We start from the raw sequence: 19,008 nt of genomic DNA on the forward strand, positions 1-19,008 counted from the left end.
ATGGCCTCACCGCGGTCTATCAGTCCGGCTCACACCCCTTCAACACCAACCGAATAATCGTCAACGCTGCCGCCTCGTAGTCCGCCTCATCCAACTTGGCCTTGCCGGTCACCGCCGAAATCTGCCAGTCAAAATCCGCATAAGTCTGTGTTGCCGCCCAGATGCTGAACATCAGGTGGTTGGGGTCAATGGCGGCGATCAAGCCGCGATCCACCCAGGTCTGGATGCAGTCGATGTTGTGCTTGGCCTGGGCGTTGAGTTGCTCGACCTGCTCCGTGCTGAGGTGCGGGGCGCCATGCATGATTTCGCTGGCGAAGACCTTGGAAGCAAACGGCAGGTCGCGGGAGATGCGGATTTTCGAGCGGATGTAGTTGCTCAGCACTTCCTTGGGCTCGCCCTCCGGGTTGAACGGTGTGGAGGCGGCCAGGATCGGCTCGATAATGCTTTCGAGCACCTCGCGGTAGAGGTTGTCCTTGGACTTGAAGTAGTAATAGACGTTGGGCTTGGGCAGCCCGGCCTTGGCGGCGATGTCGCTGGTTTTGGTCGCGGCGAAGCCCTTGTCGGCAAACTCCTCGCTCGCCGCCCGCAGGATTTTTTCTTTGTTGCGCTCGCGAATGCTGCTCATAAACCTGGACTTTCCTTGCCAAGACTGGCGGTTGCGCATGGTAGCACCGGCTATCCGCGAGCCTCAACAAGGCGCCCGCAAAGCCTCGCGCCGCGTTATGCTCGGCGTATCCCACGTTATGGAAGACCGATTCATGGCAGGCAGCAGCTTACTGGTACTGATCGACGATATCGCCGCCGTACTCGACGACGTTGCCTTGATGACAAAAATGGCCGCGAAGAAAACCGCCGGCGTGCTGGGCGACGACCTGGCGCTGAATGCCCAGCAGGTGTCGGGTGTGCGTGCCGAGCGGGAAATTCCCGTGGTGTGGGCGGTGGCCAAGGGGTCGTTCGTCAACAAGCTGATCCTGGTGCCGGCGGCGTTGTTGATCAGCACGTTTGCGCCGTGGGCCGTTACGCCACTGCTGATGCTCGGCGGCGCTTATCTGTGTTTTGAAGGCTTCGAGAAGCTCGCGCACAAATTCCTCCACAGCAAGGACGAGGACAAAGCCGAGCACGCGCAATTGGTCGAAGCGGTAGCCGATCCGGCAACCGATCTGGTGGCGTTCGAAAAGGACAAGATCAAAGGTGCGATCCGCACCGATTTCATCCTTTCCGCCGAAATCATCGCCATCACCCTGGGCACCGTGGCGGATGCGCCGCTGATGCAGCAAGTGATCGTGCTGTCGGGCATTGCTATCGTCATGACTGTCGGCGTCTATGGGCTGGTCGCAGGTATCGTCAAGCTGGACGACCTGGGCTTGTGGTTGACCCAGAAGCCCGGCCAGATGGCGCGCAGTATCGGCGGCGCGATCCTGCGGGCGGCACCCTACATGATGAAGAGCCTGTCGGTGATTGGTACGGCGGCGATGTTTCTGGTGGGTGGCGGCATCCTCACCCACGGCGTACCGGTGGTGCATCACTGGATCGAGACGGTGAGCCAAGGTGCAGGAGGGGTGGCGTGGTTGGTGCCGACGTTGCTCAATGGCGTCGCGGGGATCATTGCGGGGGGCGTGGTGCTGGCGTTGGTCAGTGTGCTGGGCAAGCTCTGGAAAACCGTGAAGGCTTGATCCTAGCCGCAATAAAAAAGGCCATTCAATCGAATGGCCTTTTTTGTGGGCGTTGCTTACTCGGCTATCTGCAACTTGCGCGATTCGGTGTAGATGTAGCGCACCTTTTCATACTCGAACGGTGAATTCATCTGACCGTAACGGAAGCTGGTCTGGTAGCGCCTGTCTACCGCGCGCAGGGCCCAGATTTCCGGATGGTTGGAACTGACTTCCGAAACGTTGAGGAAGTTGATCTGGCTCTCTGCGGTGTAGTCCACGATCAAGCCAGTGGTGTCACGCAGGTTCGACGGACCGAAGACCGGCAGCACCAGGTACGCGCCGCCCGGTACCCCGTAGAAGCCCAGGGTCTGGCCGAAGTCTTCGCTCTGGCGTGGCAGGCCCATGGCGGTGGCCGGGTCCCACAGGCCGGCGATGCCGATGGTGGTGTTGAGCAGCAGGCGCCCGGTGGTTTCCAGGGAGCGATGGCCCTTGAGTTGCAGCAGGCTGTTCAACAGGTTGGGCACATCGCCCAGGTTGTTGAAGAAATTGCTCACGCCGGTACGCAGGAAGCTTGGGGTCACGTAGGTGTAGCCGTTGACCACGGGTATGAATACCCATTTGGTCGAAGCGGTAGTTGAAGTGGTACACCCGACGGTTCCACGCCTCCAGCGGGTCGTAGACGTTGAGCGCAGTGAGCGACGAACGCTCGAACTCACGCTGGTCCATGCCGGGGTTGAACTTGAGCTTGGACAGCGGCTCCTTGAAGCCATCGGAGTCGACCTTGATCGGCTCATGGGCCTTGCTGTTGTCGGCATTGGCCACGCCCGCGCACATCAAGGCGGCGAGCAGCAGAAGATATTTAGCCACGGAAGAACTCCAGCATGGCGTCGGCGTTGACGCGGTAATTGAGGTTGCCGCAGTGGCCGCCCAGTGGGTAGACGGTCAAGCGATCGCCGAAGGTTTTACGCAGGAAGCCGAGGTCGCCAGGGCCGAGGATCACGTCGTCGGCGTTGTGCATGACGGCGATTTTCTTGCTGCTGTGCAGGTAGTCCTTGAGGGCGTACAGGCTGACCTGGTCGACCAGTTGCAGCAGGCTGCCGCCGTCGGTGCGGGCACGCCACATCGGGATCACCTGTTCGGTGAGGTAGCAGTCGAAGTCACATTGCAGCGCGCGCTTGAGGAACGGCGTGAGGCTGGTGCTTTCGGTGATCGGGTACTTCGGCGGGATGATCAGGCCGCGACGGTTGATCAGGTCCGAGGTAAAGGCAATGTCGGCCGCCGAGAAGCGGAACGAAGTGCCGATCAGCATCGCCATCTGTTCGTTGGTCAGGTGCTGTTTGGACTGCTGGAAGTCGTAGAGCAGGGCGTCATTGAGGTCGATGTAGCCCTTCTGCTGGAAGTAGCGGGTCAGCTTGTTCAACACCAGTTCATAGAAGGTGGTGGTGTTGTTGATGCCCTTGACCTCGGTCTGCACCAGCTTGTCGAGGTTGGTGATCGAGGTGTAGAGGTTGACCGGCGGGTTCAGCAGCAAGACTTTCTTGAAGTTGAAGCTGCGCCGGGTTTCGTCCAGTTTGGCCACGAATGCCGCATCCAGGCCGCCGAGGCTGTAGCCGGTGAGGTAGAAGTCGGTCACCGGCAGCGAGGCGTTTTGCGCGCGCACGGCTTGCATCACGCGGTACATGTCTTCGGCGTCTTCCTGGGTGATCCCCGGGGTGGCGAAGCGTGAGGCGGCGCTGATGAAGTCAAAGCTGGTGGGCGATGACAGTTGCACCACGTGGTAGCCGGCCTGGTAATACAGTTTTTTCAGGTATTCGTTGATGCTGCTGTCGAACCGCGCACCGGTGCCGGCGATCAGGAAGATCAGCGGCGCGGCGCGGTCTTGCTTGGCGATGCGGTAAGTGAGCTTTTTCACCGGCCAGAAGTTGTCGGGCAGGCTGAACTCGCGCTCGGGGCGCATCGTCAGGGTGTAGTCGGATTGGTTGATCTCGTCGTTGCTCGGCAATTTGGGCCGAAGGTCGGGCGGGGTGGTGGCGATGGTCGCTTCAAACGGGTTGGTCAAAGGGTAGCCATAGCTGGCTTGGTCGATATCGACCGCCAGTGCTGACGCACTCAGAAAAAGGCTGCCCAATAGGGCGGCACAGCGCAAGGAACGGAGCATGACTAAATCCCTAAGAGGAAACGTGCTAAATGAAGTTCGCAGGCTATGACCACCGCGCTGTCGCCGAAGTGCCATCACGCGGCACGAAATGTCGGAAAATAACGTCGGAATCGGGGTAATAGTAGCCAGACGATACACTTTGCCACGCGCTGATGGACACTAATTGTGTGTATGCGCCTTGCTAACGGCTACCGGGGCATTAAGCTGAGCGCCGTTTTTGCCTATCGGAGTGCCCCATGTCCCGTCGCTTGCCGTTGATTTTGCTGCTTATTGCCCTGCCGCTGTGGTTGGCTGCCAGTTATGGCGCGCGCTACGGTTTTATGGAGGATGGCAGTTGGGTGGGGATCTGTGCCGACGAAGCCGGGCGGTGGGAATGCCAGTTGCGTTCGAACCTGGGCTTGATGATTCACTTCAAGGTGCTGGGTTGGGTGGCGTTGATTGCGTCGGTTGTCGCGTTTTTTGTGCCGGGCCGTGTGGGCTGGTGGCTGGCGGTGTTGGGGATGGTGTTCGGGTTGCCGGCGCTGGCGTTGTACAACACCTCGTTTGCGGTGTTTGCGCTGGTGATTGCGGGGTTGCGGTTGGTCAGGAAGCCTAGGGCTGCCTGATAGGGCCTCATCGCAGGCGAGCCAGCTCCCACACTTGACCGAGTACATCCTTTGGAATGCGGTCAAGTGTGGGAGCTGGCTCGCCTGCGATAGCGATCTTAAGCCTTGCGCACCCGCAAGCACCGCCACAAAGCCCCAACCATTAGCACGCTCACTACCGCCCAGCCCCAAGCCTGCTGATTCAACAGACCTTCACGGTACAACTGCGGCGCAACGCCGGCACCGATGATAAACGCCAGCAAGGCAATCTCCCGGCGCGGGCCGGTGACCGGGCGAACCAGGTACACCAAGGCCGGCAATACCAGTGCCGCACTCGGGAAGCTGCGATAACGCGGTTCGAACACCAACGCCAACATCATGACTGCCCCTGCGAAGCCAGCGATTGCCACCAGCCAGCCTGCACGCTGCTCCAGCCAGTTGAACGCCCGCTCGCGCCAGCCTTCGCGAGCACTCAAGGCCAGGGCGGCATGGGCCAGCACCAACAGGTTCAGCACCAGCAGCAAACCTGCCCACACCCATTCATCATTGAAGCGTGCGGTGATGCGGGTCAGTTCGGCCCAGCTGCCGATGGAACAGGCCGCCACCGCACCCAGCAGCGGCAGGGCCAGCGCGGCACGGGTGCTGCGCACGCGGCCGCCCAGCGCCAAGGTCCCCAGCAGGATCAACCCGCCCACGCCCAGCCACAACGGCCAGTACGGCACATTGGTCACCGGCCCGGCGAGGATGCCCTTGTCCTGGCGGTCTGCATCGAACAGGCCCCAATAGCCGCCGACCGCGCCTTCGCTGGCGCGTTTCCACGGCTGGTCGAAGGCTTCGATCAGGTTGTAGTGCCAGCCATTGGCTTCGGCCATGGCCACGAAGCCGCGCATGAACTTGGCTTCGTTTACGCGGCTGGGCACCGCGGTTTCACGCTGGCGGCCTTCGCTGGGCCAGCCGGTTTCGCCGATCAAGATGTCCTTGGGCGCGAACTTGGTGCCGAAGGTCTGGCGCACATCGCCTACGTGCTTGAGCGCCTGGTCGATCCCGGACGGGTCATCTTCCCAGTACGGCAGCAAGTGAATGGTCAGGAAGTCCACTGCCGGGGCGATTTCCGGGTGCTGCAGCCAGAATTCCCACACGTCGGCGTAGGTCACTGGCTGTTTGATCTGGCTTTTGACCGTCTGGATCAGCTTGACCAACTGCGTGGCCGTGACTTCCTTGCGCAGCAGCGCTTCGTTGCCGACGATCACCGACGTGACGACATCCGGATGGGCGTTGGCCGAGGCGATCAGTTCGTTGATTTCCTTTTCGGTGGCCACCGGGTCACTGCTGACCCAGGCACCGGCCATCACCTTCAAGCCGTGCTTGCGCGCCATGTCCGGCAAGGCTTCCAGGCCGGTCATGGAGTAGGTGCGGATACATTCGAAACGGGTGGACAGCAAGGCCAGGTCGGCGTCCATGCGCTCCGGGCGCAGCTTGAAGGGCTGGTCGAACGGGGATTGGTCTTTATCGAAAGGTGTGTAGGACGCGCACTGCATTTTGTGCGAAGCACTGGCGACGTCGGGCAGCACCACCGGCCGGCCGAGGCTGTACCAGTAGCCAGCCAGGGCCAGCAGGCCAAGGATCAAGGCGAAGAAATAGGGCAGGGCAGGAAAGCGGGCAGTCGCGGGCATGGTCGGCTTATCTGGGGGAGCAAAGGCGCGCATCTTACCCGGATTTGTCCCGTCCCAGTGGGGCTGCATGATTTTGACATGCAAAGTTCGGGCGGGATTTTGACGCCAATTCCTGCAAAGCGTCCTGCTGGCGTTGTGATGTCGTTTCTTGCTCGGGTGAGGTCGCTGACAGAGCAGGTTCCAAGTCCCGGCAGGTTGATTATCCAAGTGTCAGCACTCCACTGATGCCGCAGCAGCCGGATCGATGCGCGTGAAGGGGGCGCGGCGCACCACATAACAACAGGTTGACGTCGCTCGGCATCCGTCGGGCGCAGCACTTTCGGGGAAGTACGATGAAGATGCGACGACTCTTGGGCGCAGCTGCCACTCTGGTAGTTGCGATGAGCTCCACACTGGCCAGCGCCGACAGCAAAACCCTGAGCATCGGCTACGTGGATGGCTGGTCCGACAGCGTTGCCACCACCCATGTGGCGGCAGAGGTGATCAAGGCCAAGCTCGGTTATGACGTGAAACTGCAAGCCGTCGCCACCGGGATCATGTGGCAAGGCGTGGCCACCGGCAAACTCGACGCCATGCTCTCCGCCTGGCTGCCGGTGACCCACGGTGAGTACTGGACCAAGAACAAGGACAAGGTGGTCGACTACGGCCCTAACTTCAAGGATGCGAAAATCGGCCTGATCGTGCCGGAGTACGTGAAAGCCAAATCCATCGAAGACCTCAAGACCGACACCACCTTCAAGAACAAAATCGTCGGCATCGACGCCGGTTCGGGCGTGATGCTCAAGACCGACGAAGCCATCAAGCAGTACGGCCTCGACTACAAACTGCAAGCCAGTTCGGGCGCAGCGATGATCGCCGAACTGACCCGTGCCGAAGACAAGCAGGAATCCATTGCGGTCACCGGTTGGGTGCCGCACTGGATGTTCGCCAAGTGGAAACTGCGTTTCCTGGAAGATCCAAAAGGCGTGTATGGCGCTGCGGAAACCGTCAACAGCATCGGCAGCAAGGGCCTGGAGAAGAAAGCGCCGGAAGTTGCGGCGTTCCTGAAGAAATTCCAGTGGGCTTCCAAGGATGAAATCGGCGAAGTCATGCTGGCCATTCAAGAGGGCGCCAAGCCGGATGCGGCGGCCAAGGATTGGGTGGCCAAGCACCCAGAGCGTGTAGCCGAGTGGATCGGTAAATAACCTGTAGCAAGTACGCCACACACCTAATGTGGGAGCGGGCTTGCCCGCGATAGCAGTGTGTCAGTCGATAGATTCGGTACTGACACGCCGCCATCGCGGGCAAGCCCGCTCCCACATTACTTTTACCGTCTGTAAATCCTTCTGCGCTCTGACAATCCCTCGCTACACTCGATCTAAGACTAAGGTCGTCTGGAACCTCTACGGCAGCCGCATACAGTGGATACGTTCCAAAATAATAAAAAAGCTGTGCTGCGAGGATAAAAACAATGAACGACAGCATTTACCTCTCGATTCAAAACAGCCCGCGTTTCAAGGAGCTGGTGAGAAAAAGGGAACGATTCGCCTGGATTCTCTCGGCGATCATGCTCGGGCTTTACTCCGCTTTCATCCTGTTGATCGCCTACGGGCCACAAGTGCTGGGGGCCAAGATCAGCCCCGGTTCTTCGATTACCTGGGGCATTCCCCTGGGCGTCGGACTGATTGTGTCCGCCTTCATCCTGACCGGCATCTACGTGCGCCGGGCCAATGGCGAATTTGACGACCTGAACAATGCGATTCTCAAGGAGGCTGCGCAATGATCGGTCGTCTACTGGCACTACTCGGCGCTTCGTTCTTCGCTCCGGCCCTTTGGGCAGCGGACGCATTGACCGGTGAAGTGCACAAGCAACCCCTGAACGTGTCGGCCATCGTGATGTTTGTCGCGTTTGTCGGTGCCACCCTGTGCATCACTTACTGGGCGTCCAAGCGCAACAAGTCGGCGGCCGACTACTATGCGGCCGGTGGCAAGATCACCGGTTTCCAGAATGGCCTGGCGATTGCCGGTGACTACATGTCGGCTGCGTCCTTCCTGGGGATTTCCGCGCTGGTCTACACCTCCGGTTATGACGGCCTGATCTACTCGATCGGCTTCCTGGTGGGCTGGCCGATCATTCTGTTCCTGATCGCCGAGCGCCTGCGCAACCTGGGCAAGTACACCTTTGCCGACGTGGCGTCCTACCGTCTCGGGCAAACCCAGATCCGCAGCCTGTCGGCCTGTGGTTCCCTGGTGGTGGTGGCGTTCTACCTGATCGCGCAGATGGTTGGCGCGGGCAAGCTGATCCAGCTGCTGTTCGGCCTGGACTACCACGTTGCGGTGATCCTGGTGGGTATCCTGATGTGCATGTACGTGCTGTTCGGCGGCATGCTGGCGACCACCTGGGTACAGATCATCAAGGCGGTGTTGCTGTTGTCCGGTGCTTCGTTCATGGCGCTGATGGTGATGAAGTACGTCAACTTCGACTTCAACACACTGTTCTCCGAGGCAATCAAGGTTCACGCGAAAGGCGAGGCGATCATGAGCCCGGGTGGCTTGGTCAAAGATCCGATCTCGGCGTTCTCCCTGGGCCTGGCCCTGATGTTCGGTACCGCTGGCCTGCCTCACATCCTGATGCGCTTCTTCACCGTCAGCGACGCTAAAGAAGCCCGCAAGAGTGTGTTCTACGCCACGGGTTTCATCGGTTACTTCTATATCCTGACCTTTATCATCGGCTTCGGCGCGATCCTGCTGGTCAGCACCAACCCGGCGTTCAAGGATGCAGCAGGCGCCTTGCTCGGTGGCAACAACATGGCAGCGGTGCACCTGGCCAACGCGGTGGGTGGCAGTATCTTCCTGGGCTTCATCTCGGCCGTGGCGTTCGCCACCATCCTCGCGGTGGTTGCCGGCTTGACCCTGGCGGGTGCGTCGGCGGTGTCCCATGACCTGTACGCCAGCGTGATCAAGAAAGGCAAGGCCAACGAGAAAGATGAGATTCGTGTGTCGAAGATCACCACCGTGGCCTTGGGTGTGTTGGCAATCGGCCTGGGTATCCTGTTCGAAAGCCAGAACATTGCGTTCATGGTGGGCCTGGCGTTCTCCATCGCGGCCAGCTGTAACTTCCCGGTGTTGCTGCTTTCCATGTACTGGAAAAACCTCACCACCCGTGGCGCCATGATTGGCGGCTGGCTGGGCTTGATCAGTGCCGTGGGCCTGATGATCCTTGGCCCGACCATCTGGGTCTCGATCCTGCACCATGAAAAAGCCATCTTCCCTTACGAGTACCCAGCGCTGTTCTCGATGATCATTGCGTTCGTCGGCATCTGGTTCTTCTCCATCACCGACAAGTCGGCGGCGGCAGAGAAAGAGCGTGCGCTGTACTTCCCGCAGTTTGTGCGTTCGCAGACTGGCCTGGGGGCGAGTGGGGCGGTTTCTCACTAAGGTTGTAGTTGGATAGAGAAATGCCCCGGTCGCAAGGCCGGGGTATTTTTTTGCCTGGGGTTCTGTGTTGTCTGGGCTGTCGCCATCGCAGGCAAGCCAGCTCCCACAGTCGACCGGGTACATCCCTTGGAATGCAGTCAAATGTGGGAGCTGGCTTGCCTGCGATGGCGGTGGAGCAGGCGACACAAACAAAAACGGCCTCCACTAAGGGAGGCCGTTTTCAGTGCAGCTAAGCGATGCTTACTTGCGATCTTCCAGCTTGGTGATGTCACGCGACTCGTAGCCGGTGTACAGCTGGCGCGGGCGGCCAATCTTGTACGGGCTGGAGAGCATTTCTTTCCAGTGGGAAATCCAGCCCACGGTCCGCGCCAGGGCGAAGATCACGGTGAACATGCTGGTTGGAATGCCGATTGCCTTGAGGATGATCCCCGAGTAGAAGTCGACGTTCGGGTACAGCGAGCGTTCGATGAAGTACGGGTCGGTCAGGGCGATCTCTTCCAGGCGCATGGCCAGTTCGAGTTGCGGATCGTTCTTGATGCCCAGTTCCTTCAACACTTCGTCGCAGGTCTTTTTCATCACGGTGGCGCGCGGGTCGCGGTTCTTGTAGACCCGGTGACCGAAGCCCATCAGCTTGAACGGATCGTTCTTGTCCTTGGCCTTGGCGATGAACTTGTCGATGTTCGAGACATCGCCGATTTCATCGAGCATGGTCAATACGGCTTCGTTCGCACCGCCGTGGGCAGGGCCCCACAGTGCAGCGATACCGGCGGCGATACAGGCGAACGGGTTGGCACCCGAGGAACCTGCTAGGCGCACGGTGGAGGTCGATGCGTTCTGCTCGTGATCGGCGTGGAGGATGAAGATCTTGTCCATCGCTGCGGCCAGCACCGGGCTGATCGGTTTGATCTCGCACGGGGTGTTGAACATCATGTGCAGGAAGTTTTCCGCGTACGTCAGGTCGTTGCGCGGGTACATCATGGGTTGGCCCATGGAGTACTTGTAAACCATTGCGGCCAGGGTCGGCATCTTGGCAACCAGGCGGATCGCGGAAATTTCGCGATGCTGCGGGTTATTGATGTCGAGGGAGTCGTGATAGAAGGCCGACAGGGCGCCGACCACACCGCACATGACGGCCATCGGGTGGGCGTCGCGACGGAAGCCGTTGAAGAAGGTCTTCAACTGCTCGTGAACCATGGTGTGGTTCTTCACGGTGCTGACGAACTGGGCTTTCTGCTCGGCTGTTGGCAGTTCGCCATTTAGCAGCAGGTAGCAGGTTTCCAGGTAGTCCGATTTCTCGGCCAGTTGCTCGATCGGGTAGCCGCGATGCAGCAAAATGCCATTATCACCATCGATATAGGTGATCTTCGACTCGCAAGAGGCGGTCGACATGAAGCCTGGGTCGAATGTAAAACGGCCCGTGGCCGTCAGGCCCCGTACGTCGATAACATCGGGACCAACGGTGCCGGTTAAAATGGGCAGCTCGACGGGGGCTGCGCCCTCGATGATCAACTGCGCTTTTTTGTCAGCCATGTGGCCTCCTATTTATGCTTCAAATCATCAGACAGACCCCCCACGCAGGGCCCGCACCACTATATTGATATAAATCCAGATGTCAATTTGCCTAAAGTCTTGCACCAGAAGGCTTTAACCGTACTTTTTCCTCGAAATTGCCTGCCATTTACGCCTTTTATACCGCCAGCGCAATCAGCTATTAGGGTGAGGTGCGCGCGTTGTCATTAGTAACCTAACTGTCTATACTCGGCCACCGACCGCCAAGGGCTTTTGGGCTTGCTTTCATTGGGGGTCGCACTCCCTGGGTGGTGCTTACCTGACCAGTGCACTCCCCAACAACTTTGCCCTGATTGTTAGGGGCTCTTCAGTGTGAAAAAAAGCCGTGAATAGCCAACGACCTGTAAACCTAGACCTAAGGACCATCAAACTCCCCATCACCGGCGTTACGTCGTTCCTGCACCGTGTTTCCGGCATCATCCTGTTCCTGGGCTTGGGCATCATGCTTTATGCATTGAGCAAATCCCTGGGTTCCGAGGAAGGTTACGCCGAGGTGAAGGCATGCTTGACCAGCCCGCTGGCCAAGTTCGTAGCATGGGGCCTCCTGTCCGCTCTGCTGTATCACCTGGTAGCCGGTGTGCGCCACTTGATCATGGATGCGGGTATCGGTGAGACGCTGGAAGGCGGCCGCCTGGGCTCGAAAATCATCATCGCCATTTCCGTGGTGCTGATCGTTCTGGCAGGAGTTTGGATATGGTAACCAGCGTTACGAACCTTTCGCGTTCGGGCCTCTATGACTGGATGGCACAGCGTGTGTCTGCGGTCGTTCTCGCGGCTTATTTCATTTTCCTGATCGGATACCTCGTCGCAAATCCAGGCATCAGCTATGAGCAATGGCATGGCCTGTTTTCCCACAATGCGATGCGAATCTTCAGTCTGCTGGCCCTTGTAGCCCTGGGCGCACACGCCTGGGTTGGCATGTGGACCATCGCGACCGACTACCTGACGCCGATGGCGCTGGGCAAGTCCGCGACTGCAGTACGTTTTCTCTTCCAGGCAGTCTGCGGCGTCGCGATGTTCGCTTACTTCGTCTGGGGTGTGCAGATTCTTTGGGGTATCTGATTCATGGCTAACATTCCAACTATTTCATTCGACGCCATCATTATTGGTGGCGGCGGTGCTGGCATGCGCGCAGCGCTGCAGCTGGCCCAGGGCGGTCACAAGACTGCCGTGATCACCAAGGTGTTCCCGACCCGTTCCCACACCGTATCGGCCCAGGGTGGCATCACCTGCGCCATCGCTTCCGCCGACCCGAACGATGACTGGCGCTGGCACATGTACGATACCGTCAAGGGTTCCGACTATATCGGTGACCAGGACGCTATCGAGTACATGTGTCAGGAAGGCCCGGCTGCGGTGTTCGAGCTGGACCACATGGGTCTGCCGTTCTCCCGTACCGAACAAGGCCGTATCTACCAGCGTCCATTCGGCGGCCAGTCGAAGGATTACGGCAAAGGCGGGCAGGCTGCCCGTACCTGCGCCGCTTCCGACCGTACTGGTCACGCGCTGCTGCACACCCTTTATCAGGGCAACCTGAAAGCCGGTACTACGTTCCTGAACGAGTACTACGCTGTGGACCTGGTGAAGAACGCTGACGGTGCATTCGTCGGTGTGATCGCCATCTGCATCGAAACCGGTGAAACCACCTACATCCGCGCCAAGGCGACTGTTCTGGCGACTGGCGGTGCAGGCCGTATCTACGCGTCGACCACCAACGCCCTGATCAACACCGGTGACGGCGTCGGCATGGCCTTGCGTGCTGGCGTGCCAGTACAAGACATCGAGATGTGGCAGTTCCACCCGACCGGCATCGCCGGCGCCGGTGTACTGGTTACCGAAGGTTGCCGTGGTGAAGGTGGATACCTGATCAACAAGCACGGCGAGCGTTTCATGGAGCGTTATGCTCCGAACGCGAAAGACCTTGCTGGTCGTGACGTTGTTGCCCGTTCGATGGTTAAGGAAATCATCGCCGGCAACGGCTGTGGCCCGAACGGCGACCACGTGATGCTCAAGCTCGACCACCTGGGTGAGGAAGTGCTGCATAGCCGCCTGCCAGGTATCTGCGAGCTGTCCAAGACCTTTGCGCACGTTGACCCGGTACTGGCTCCAGTGCCAGTGGTTCCAACCTGCCACTATATGATGGGCGGCGTGCCGACCAACATTCATGGCCAGGCGATCACCCAGAACGCCGAAGGCGTCGACGAGATCATCCACGGTCTGTTCGCCGTAGGCGAAGTGGCTTGCGTATCGGTACACGGTGCCAACCGCCTGGGCGGCAACTCGCTGCTCGACCTGGTGGTATTCGGCCGTGCTGCTGGCCTGCACCTGGAAAAAGCGCTGACTGACGGCATCGAATACGATGACGCCACCGACGCCAACATCGAAACCGCCCTGGCGCGCCTGAACGCTCTGAACGAGCGTACTGATGGCGAAGACGTGGCAACCCTGCGTCGCGAGCTGCAAAGCTGCATGCAGAACTACTTCGGTGTGTTCCGTACCGGCGAATACATGCAGAAGGGTATTGCCCAGTTGGCCGACCTGCGTACGCGCATCGCCAACGTCAAGATCAACGATAAGAGCCAGGCGTTCAACACCGCGCGTATCGAAGCCCTTGAGCTGCAAAACCTGTTGGAAGTGGCCGAAGCGACTGCCATCGCTGCCGAGGTTCGTAAAGAATCCCGTGGTGCCCACGCCCGTGAAGACTTTGAAGATCGCGACGACGAAAACTGGTTGTGCCACACCCTGTACTTCCCGGGTGACAAGCGCGTAACCAAGCGTGCCGTGAACTTCTCGCCGAAGACGGTGCCGACGTTTGAACCGAAGATTCGGACTTACTAAGGGTGGCTGCCATGTTGAAAGTCAGTGTTTATCGCTACAACCCTGATCAGGACGCCGCGCCGTTCATGCAGGAATTCCAGGTCGATACCGGTGGTAAAGACCTGATGGTGCTGGATGTATTGGCACTGATCAAAGAGCAGGACGAGGGTTTCTCGTATCGTCGCTCTTGCCGTGAAGGTGTGTGCGGTTCCGACGGCATGAACATCAACGGCAAAAACGGCCTGGCGTGCATCACGCCGCTGTCCGCCGTGGTCAAAGGCAACAAGCTGATCGTTCGTCCACTGCCAGGTTTGCCGGTTATCCGTGACCTGGTCGTCGATATGAGCATCTTCTACAAGCAATACGAGAAAGTTAAGCCGTTCCTGCAGAACGACACGCCGGCTCCGGCCATCGAACGTCTGCAGTCCCCGGAAGAGCGTGAGAAGCTTGACGGTCTGTACGAGTGCATCCTGTGCGCTTGCTGCTCGACCTCTTGCCCATCCTTCTGGTGGAACCCGGATAAATTCCTGGGTCCAGCTGCCCTGCTGCAAGCTTACCGCTTCCTGGCAGACAGCCGTGACACCAAGACCTCCGAGCGTCTGGCTTCACTGGATGACCCGTTCAGCGTATTCCGCTGCCGCGGGATCATGAACTGCGTCAACGTATGTCCCAAAGGCCTGAACCCGACTAAGGCCATTGGTCACATCCGTAACATGCTGCTGCAAAGCGGCGTGTAACCGACGTTGTAGCAAAGCAGGACCGTTGTGCCCGTAAATGCTACGGCGCAGGCTTCAACCGGCGCCGTAGTTTTAACTTGAGCAGCGACTTACAAAGCCGCAGCTCTTATTTTGAAGAAATGAGACAAGCAGGGGCATTCGGGTTGGTACCCGAACTATCAGCGTGATCCTAAGTGGCTTGTTTTGGTCGCTGCACTTGGCCTTTTGCAAGCAAACTCGGTGTTTTCGCCGGTGGTGTCCCCAAATCGAGGGTGACCAAGCATGCAAGAAAGCGTGATGCAGCGCATGTGGAACAGCGGCTATCTTTCAGGTGGTAACGCTGCCTATGTGGAAGAGCTTTATGAGCTCTACCTGCACGACCCTAACGCTGTGCCAGAAGAATGGCGCACCAAATTTCAGACGTTGTCTTCAGACGGCAACGCTGCCACCGATGTATCGCACGCAACAATTCGCGATCAATTTGTGCTGCTGGCAAAGAACCAGCGCCGCGCCCAACCGGTTTCCGCCGGCAGCGTGAGCAGTGAGCATGAGAAGAAGCAAGTTGAAGTACTGCGACTGATCCAGGCTTACCGGATGCGCGGCCACCAGGCGGCCCAGCTTGACCCGCTGGGGCTCTGGAAGCGTCCTGCACCTGCTGACCTGTCGATCAATCATTACGGCTTGACCAATGCCGATCTTGATACGACCTTCCGTGCCGGCGACCTGTTCATCGGCAAAGAGGAAGCGAGCCTACGCGAAATTCACGAAGCGTTGCAGCAGACATATTGCCGCACCATTGGCGCCGAGTTCACGCACATCACCGATTCCGAGCAACGCCACTGGTTCCAGCATCGTCTGGAAGGTGTGCGCGGCCGTCCGGTGTTGTCCGCTGACGTACGCAGCCATCTGCTTGAGCGCGTAACCGCTGCCGAAGGCCTGGAAAAATACCTGGGCACCAAATACCCAGGCACCAAGCGTTTCGGCCTGGAAGGCGGCGAAAGCCTGATCCCGATGCTCGACGAGCTGATCCAGCGTTCCGGTTCCTACGGCACCAAGGAAATCGTGATCGGCATGGCTCACCGTGGTCGCCTGAACGTGTTGGTCAACACCTTCGGCAAGAACCCGCGTGAACTGTTCGACGAGTTCGAAGGCAAGAAGAAGGTCGAGCTGGGTTCCGGTGACGTTAAATACCACCAGGGCTTCTCGTCCAACGTGATGACCACCGGCGGTGAAGTTCACCTGGCCATGGCCTTCAACCCATCCCACCTGGAAATCGTTTCTCCAGTGGTCGAGGGTTCGGTCCGTGCCCGCCAGGATCGTCGTAACGATGCTACCGGTGAAAAAGTCCTGCCGATTTCCATCCACGGTGACGCGGCATTCGCCGGTCAAGGTGTGGTCCTGGAAACGTTCCAGATGTCGCAGACCCGCGGCTTCAAGACCGGTGGCACGATTCACATCGTGATCAACAACCAGGTTGGCTTCACCATCAGCAACCCGCTGGACGCGCGCTCTACCGAGTACGCCACCGACGTGGCCAAGATGATCCAGGCGCCGATCCTCCATGTGAATGGTGATGATCCGGAAGCCGTGTTGTTCGTGACCCAGCTCGCCATCGACTACCGCATGCAGTTCAAGCGTGACGTAGTGATCGACCTGGTTTGCTACCGCCGTCGCGGTCACAACGAAGCGGATGAGCCTAGCGGCACCCAGCCGTTGATGTACCAGCAGATCACCAAGCAGCGCACCACCCGTGAGCTGTACGCCGAAAGCCTGACCAAGGCCGGCGTGGTTGACGATGCGCGTGTTCAGGCGAAGATCGACGAATACCGCAACGCGCTGGACAACGGCCTGCACGTCGTGAAGAGCCTGGTCAAAGAGCCGAACAAAGAGCTGTTCGTGGACTGGCGTCCGTACCTGGGTCACACCTGGACTGCGCGTCACGACACCTCGTTCGATCTGAAAACCTTGCAGGAACTGTCTGCCAAGCTGCTGGAAATTCCAGAAGGCTTCGTCGTACAGCGCCAGGTTGCGAAGATCTACGAAGACCGTCAGAAGATGCAAGCCGGCGGCCTGCCGATCAACTGGGGTTACGCCGAAACCATGGCGTACGCGACCCTGGCGTTCGAAGGTCACCCGATCCGCATGACCGGCCAGGACATCGGCCGTGGTACGTTCTCGCACCGTCACGCGGTATTGCACAACCAGAAAGACGCGGGCACCTACATCCCGTTGCAGAACCTGTACGAAGGCCAGCCACGTTTCGACCTGTACGATTCGTTCCTGTCCGAAGAAGCCGTACTGGCGTTCGAATACGGCTACTCGACCACCACGCCAAACGCGCTGGTGATCTGGGAAGCCCAGTTCGGCGACTTCGCCAACGGTGCCCAGGTGGTTATCGACCAGTTCATCACCAGCGGCGAGCACAAGTGGGGCCGTCTGTGCGGTCTGACCATGTTGCTGCCACACGGTTATGAAGGTCAGGGTCCGGAGCACTCCTCGGCCCGTCTGGAGCGTTACCTGCAGCTGTGCGCCGAGCACAACATCCAGGTGTGCGTGCCGACTACCCCGGCCCAGATCTACCACTTGCTGCGTCGCCAGGTGATCCGCCCGCTGCGCAAGCCGCTGGTAGTGCTGACCCCGAAATCGCTGTTGCGTCACAAATTGGCCATCTCGACCCTGGAAGATCTGGCCGAAGGCTCGTTCCAGACCGTGATTCCAGAAATCGATGCATTGGATGCAGCCAAGGTGACTCGCCTGGTCCTGTGCAGCGGCAAGGTCTACTACGACCTGCTGGAAAAACGTCGTGCCGAAGGCCGCGAAGACATCGCCATCGTGCGTATCGAGCAGCTTTACCCGTTCCCGGAAGACGACCTGATGGAAGCCATCGCGGCTTACACCAACCTCACCAATGTGGTGTGGTGCCAGGAAGAACCGATGAACCAGGGCGCGTGGTACAGCAGCCAGCATCACCTGCGTCGCAGTATCGGCAACCACAAAGCAGGCCTGGGCCTGGAGTACGCCGGTCGTGATGCTTCTGCTGCACCTGCGTGTGGTTATGCGTCGATGCACGCCGAGCAGCAGGAAAAACTGCTGCAAGATGCTTTCACTGTTTAACGCCTTCGCGCTGACTGAAACCGAATTTTAAGGACACACAGATAATGGCTATCGAAATCAAAGCCCCGTCATTCCCGGAATCGGTTGCCGATGGCACCGTTGCCACCTGGCACAAGAAACCAGGCGAGGCCGTCAAGCGTGACGACCTGATCGTCGACATCGAGACCGACAAAGTCGTGCTGGAAGTGTTGGCCGAGGCTGACGGCGTACTGGGCGCAATCGTGGCTGAAGAGGGCGCTACCGTCCTGTCGAACCAGGTGCTGGGTTCGATCGAAGAGGGCAGTGCTGCTGCCGCTGCTCCAGCCGCTGCACCGGCTGCTTCGGCTCCTGCTGCCGCCCCGGCTGCTGGCGCTGAAGACCCGATCGCTGCTCCAGCCGCGCGTCAACTGGCTGAAGAAAACGGCATCAACCTGGCTTCCATCAAAGGCACCGGCAAAGACGGCCGCGTGACCAAGGAAGACGTGGTTGCCGCTGTTGAAGCGAAGAAAAACGCTCCAGCCGCCGCACCGGCCAAGGCTGCTGCACCGGCTGCCGCTGCCCCTGTGTTCGCCGCTGGCGACCGCACCGAGAAGCGCGTACCGATGACCCGCGTTCGTGCCACCGTGGCCAAGCGTCTGGTTGAAGCACAGTCGAACATGGCGATGCTGACTACTTTCAACGAAGTCGACATGACCGAAGTCATGGCCCTGCGTTCGAAGTACAAGGATCTGTTCGAGAAGTCCCACAACGGCGTGCGCCTGGGCTTCATGTCCTTCTTCGTGAAAGCGGCCACCGAAGCGCTGAAACGCTTCCCGGCCGTCAACGCTTCGATCGACGGCAGCGACATCGTTTATCACGGCTATGCAGACATCGGCGTTGCCGTGTCCAGCGACCGTGGCCTGGTAGTACCGGTTCTGCGTAACGCCGAGCTGATGAGCCTGGCTGAAATCGAAGGCGGCATCGCCGGCTACGGCAAGAAAGCCCGTGACGGCAAGCTGAGCATCGACGAGATGACCGGCGGTACGTTCACCATCACCAACGGTGGTACTTTCGGTTCGATGATGTCGACCCCGATCGTCAACCCGCCGCAAGCTGCGATCCTGGGCATGCACAACATCATCCAGCGTCCGATGGCCATCAACGGCCAAGTCGTGATCCGCCCGATGATGTACCTGGCACTGTCCTACGATCACCGCCTGATCGATGGTAAAGAAGCCGTGACGTTCCTGGTGACCATCAAGAACCTGCTGGAAGACCCGGCTCGCCTGCTGCTGGATATCTGATATAAGCAGCTGCAAGTTGCGAGCTACAAGCTGTAGGAAAAAGCAG

General features: G+C 59.2%; 15 protein-coding genes and 1 pseudogene. 11 read left to right on the forward strand and 5 right to left on the reverse strand.

Features of this window, described 5'->3' with window-relative positions:
- Positions 1-19: 19 nt before the first annotated feature.
- Complete coding sequence (locus PSH87_RS09035; protein WP_017734348.1) at positions 20-625, reverse strand: TetR/AcrR family transcriptional regulator; 606 nt, start codon at positions 623-625, stop codon at positions 20-22.
- Positions 626-758: 133 nt separating this feature from the next.
- Between PSH87_RS09035 and PSH87_RS09040 the strand changes: the two genes are divergently transcribed.
- Positions 759-1,673 (forward strand): DUF808 domain-containing protein, encoded by a 915-nt coding sequence (locus tag PSH87_RS09040; RefSeq protein ID WP_305433184.1) that lies wholly within the window; start codon positions 759-761, stop codon positions 1,671-1,673.
- Between the two features lie 56 nt (positions 1,674-1,729).
- Here the strand turns inward: PSH87_RS09040 and PSH87_RS09045 are convergent.
- A pseudogene (locus PSH87_RS09045) lies at positions 1,730-2,519 on the reverse strand (VacJ family lipoprotein).
- The gene (locus PSH87_RS09050) at positions 2,512-3,810 is read right to left on the reverse strand and encodes a serine protein kinase PrkA (protein WP_017734345.1); all 1,299 of its coding nucleotides are present in this window, start codon (positions 3,808-3,810) and stop codon (positions 2,512-2,514) included. The pseudogene PSH87_RS09045 and the gene PSH87_RS09050 overlap by 8 nt, the downstream one beginning before the upstream one ends.
- 236 nt (positions 3,811-4,046) lie before the next feature.
- On the opposite strand from PSH87_RS09050, the gene PSH87_RS09055 reads away from it, so the two are divergent.
- Positions 4,047-4,415, forward strand: a complete 369-nt coding sequence (locus tag PSH87_RS09055; protein ID WP_305433186.1) for a hypothetical protein — start codon at positions 4,047-4,049, stop codon at positions 4,413-4,415.
- Positions 4,416-4,513: 98 nt separating this feature from the next.
- On the opposite strand, the gene PSH87_RS09060 is transcribed toward PSH87_RS09055, so the two are convergent.
- Positions 4,514-6,067: a glycosyl hydrolase family 17 protein gene (locus tag PSH87_RS09060; protein ID WP_305433188.1), complete on the reverse strand. Its 1,554-nt coding sequence runs from the start codon at positions 6,065-6,067 to the stop codon at positions 4,514-4,516.
- 332 nt (positions 6,068-6,399) lie between these two features.
- Between PSH87_RS09060 and PSH87_RS09065 the strand changes: the two genes are divergently transcribed.
- The 3 genes from PSH87_RS09065 (at position 6,400) to PSH87_RS09075 (ending at position 9,484) form a co-directional block, all read left to right on the forward strand.
- Positions 6,400-7,251, forward strand: a complete 852-nt coding sequence (locus PSH87_RS09065) for a glycine betaine ABC transporter substrate-binding protein (protein ID WP_124525326.1) — start codon at positions 6,400-6,402, stop codon at positions 7,249-7,251.
- 266 nt (positions 7,252-7,517) lie between these two features.
- Entirely contained in the window at positions 7,518-7,829 is a 312-nt protein-coding gene (locus PSH87_RS09070; protein WP_003190001.1) for a DUF485 domain-containing protein, read from the forward strand.
- Positions 7,826-9,484 (forward strand): cation acetate symporter, encoded by a 1,659-nt coding sequence (locus tag PSH87_RS09075; protein WP_305433191.1) that lies wholly within the window; start codon positions 7,826-7,828, stop codon positions 9,482-9,484. Before PSH87_RS09070 ends, PSH87_RS09075 begins: the two co-directional genes overlap by 4 nt.
- A gap of 240 nt (positions 9,485-9,724) precedes the next feature.
- Here the strand turns inward: PSH87_RS09075 and gltA are convergent, their stop codons facing one another.
- Positions 9,725-11,014, reverse strand: a complete 1,290-nt coding sequence (gene gltA, locus PSH87_RS09080; RefSeq protein ID WP_017734340.1) for a citrate synthase — start codon at positions 11,012-11,014, stop codon at positions 9,725-9,727.
- A gap of 364 nt (positions 11,015-11,378) precedes the next feature.
- Here gltA and sdhC point away from each other — a divergent pair, with 364 nt between their 5' ends.
- From sdhC to odhB, 6 genes are all read left to right on the forward strand, one after another.
- Positions 11,379-11,753 carry a succinate dehydrogenase, cytochrome b556 subunit gene (gene sdhC, locus PSH87_RS09085; protein ID WP_016979564.1) on the forward strand — a complete coding sequence of 125 codons (375 nt, stop codon included), beginning with the start codon at positions 11,379-11,381 and terminating at the stop codon, positions 11,751-11,753.
- Positions 11,747-12,115 (forward strand): succinate dehydrogenase, hydrophobic membrane anchor protein, encoded by a 369-nt coding sequence (sdhD, locus tag PSH87_RS09090; RefSeq protein WP_016974690.1) that lies wholly within the window; start codon positions 11,747-11,749, stop codon positions 12,113-12,115. The genes sdhC and sdhD overlap by 7 nt, the downstream gene beginning before the upstream one ends.
- Before the next feature lie 3 nt (positions 12,116-12,118).
- Positions 12,119-13,891: a succinate dehydrogenase flavoprotein subunit gene (gene sdhA, locus PSH87_RS09095; RefSeq protein ID WP_026136464.1), complete on the forward strand. Its 1,773-nt coding sequence runs from the start codon at positions 12,119-12,121 to the stop codon at positions 13,889-13,891.
- 11 nt (positions 13,892-13,902) lie between these two features.
- The gene (locus PSH87_RS09100; protein ID WP_003172807.1) at positions 13,903-14,607 is read left to right on the forward strand and encodes a succinate dehydrogenase iron-sulfur subunit; all 705 of its coding nucleotides are present in this window, start codon (positions 13,903-13,905) and stop codon (positions 14,605-14,607) included.
- Positions 14,608-14,868: 261 nt separating this feature from the next.
- Complete coding sequence (locus PSH87_RS09105) at positions 14,869-17,700, forward strand: 2-oxoglutarate dehydrogenase E1 component (protein WP_017734336.1); 2,832 nt, start codon at positions 14,869-14,871, stop codon at positions 17,698-17,700.
- A 44-nt stretch (positions 17,701-17,744) separates the two neighbouring features.
- On the forward strand, positions 17,745-18,962 hold the full coding sequence (gene odhB, locus PSH87_RS09110) for a 2-oxoglutarate dehydrogenase complex dihydrolipoyllysine-residue succinyltransferase (RefSeq protein WP_305433195.1): 1,218 nt from the start codon (positions 17,745-17,747) through the stop codon (positions 18,960-18,962).
- The last annotated feature ends 46 nt before the right edge of the window (positions 18,963-19,008 follow it).

Origin of the sequence: Pseudomonas sp. FP453 (genome assembly GCF_030687495.1) — a bacterium.
GTDB lineage: Bacteria > Pseudomonadota > Gammaproteobacteria > Pseudomonadales > Pseudomonadaceae > Aquipseudomonas.